Annotated in this window: 2 protein-coding genes; both read left to right on the top strand. The window is 62.3% G+C overall.

The window, feature by feature from the left end:
* Positions 1 to 32: 32 nt before the first annotated feature.
* Positions 33 to 299, top strand: a complete 267-nt coding sequence (locus BST44_RS29100; RefSeq protein ID WP_083180042.1) for an integrase core domain-containing protein — start codon at positions 33 to 35, stop codon at positions 297 to 299.
* A gap of 83 nt (positions 300 to 382) precedes the next feature.
* Positions 383 to 1,479 (top strand): IS3 family transposase gene (locus tag BST44_RS29095; RefSeq protein ID WP_142274742.1). Its coding sequence is split into 2 segments (ribosomal slippage): positions 383 to 650 and positions 650 to 1,479, totalling 1,098 coding nucleotides; the frame shifts between segments, so codons are not numbered across the junction.
* The last annotated feature ends 37 nt before the right edge of the window (positions 1,480 to 1,516 follow it).

Below are 1,516 nucleotides of genomic sequence, written 5' to 3'. Positions count from 1 at the left end.
AGCTCACCAAGCCACCACCCCGACGATGAACCATTCCGCCCCAAAATCAGACCCATCGACCCCGATTAGCCGGTCAATGCTTCGACAACGCCGCCATGGAGTCGTTCTGGGCCCGCATGCAAGTCGAGCTGCTCAACACCCGCAAATGGGCCACCACCATCGAATTGGCCGCCGCCATGGCCGATTACATCGACAACTTCTACAACGTCGAACGCCGTCACAGCTACCTCGGTAACATCAGCCCCACAGAGTTCGAAACACTCTGGACGTCCACCTATTCGATCCCTCAACTCGCATAACCACGGCCCGAAACGGCGGGAACAGATCAAACCAGTTTTAGAGTCCTGTGGCCCGATGTCGGGCTGGAAGGGACGATGAATAGATGGCTGGTCGGAAGCGGCATTCCGCTGAGGACATCGTGCGCAAACTGCGCCGCGCGGATGAGCTGTCCGCTGCCGGAAAGACCGGCGAGGAGATTGCCGCCGAACTGGATGTGTCGGCGGCGACGCTGTACAACTGGCGGCGCACTTACGGCGGGATGGACACCGATGCCGCCAAGGAGCTCAAGGAGCTGCGCGAGCAGAACGGCCGATTGAAGCGCTTGCTGGCCGACGCCGAGCTGGAGAAGGACGCGCTGCGTGAGGTGGCTAAGGGAAAATTCTGAGCCCGGCTGCCAAGCGCCGCGCCGTGGACATGCTCAAGGAGACGTTGAGCATGTCGGAGCGGTTGGCGTGCAAGGCCGTTGGGCTGGCCCGCTCCACCTACCGCCGCCTGCCGTTGGGGCAGACCCCTGCTGATCCTGACGCCGAAATGAGGGGCTGGCTGCGCGCCTACGCCGCCAAACACCCGTGCCATGGGTTCCGGCGTGCGTGGGCGGCGTTGCGCTTCGACGAGCGCCGTGAGGTCAACAAGAAGAAGATCCACCGGCTGTGGCGCGAGGAAGGGCTGCAGGTGAAGGTGAATTCGCCGCGTAAGCGGGCGGGGGTGTCCTCCATCCCGCCGGTCGACGCCGATGCGCCGAACGTGGTGTGGGCGATCGATTTCCAGTTCGACTCCACCATCGACGGCAAGGCCATCAAGATCGCCTCGATGATAGACGAGCACACCCGTGAATCGCTGTTGCATGTGGTGGAGCGATCGATCACCGCCGAACGGTTGGTGGTCGAGCTCGAGGATGCGTTCGCCGCCGCGGGTGGGCCGCCGAAGGTGCTGCGGATGGACAACGGCCCGGAGTTGGTTTCTCAAGCGCTGCAACGGTTCTGCGAGAACAAGGTCGGGCTGCTCTACATTCCACCGGGAATGCCGTGGAACAACGGATACATCGAATCGTTCAACAACCGACTGAGGAAGGAGTGCCTCAACCGTAACCACTGGAACACCCTGTTCGAGGCCCGCGTGGTCATCGGGGACTTCAAGCTCGAGCACAACCACCGACACCGTTTTCTGGGGTTAGCTGCCCTGTTGTGTGACGTTGCGTAAACCGGCGACACGGCCCGGTTCTGCAACAGATCTCCCG

Origin of the sequence: Mycobacterium scrofulaceum (assembly GCF_002086735.1) — a bacterium.
In the GTDB taxonomy this organism is placed as follows: Bacteria; Actinomycetota; Actinomycetes; order Mycobacteriales; family Mycobacteriaceae; genus Mycobacterium; species Mycobacterium scrofulaceum.
The sequence above is the reverse complement of the archived record's forward strand: the minus strand, read 5'-3'. Positions and strand labels throughout refer to the sequence as shown.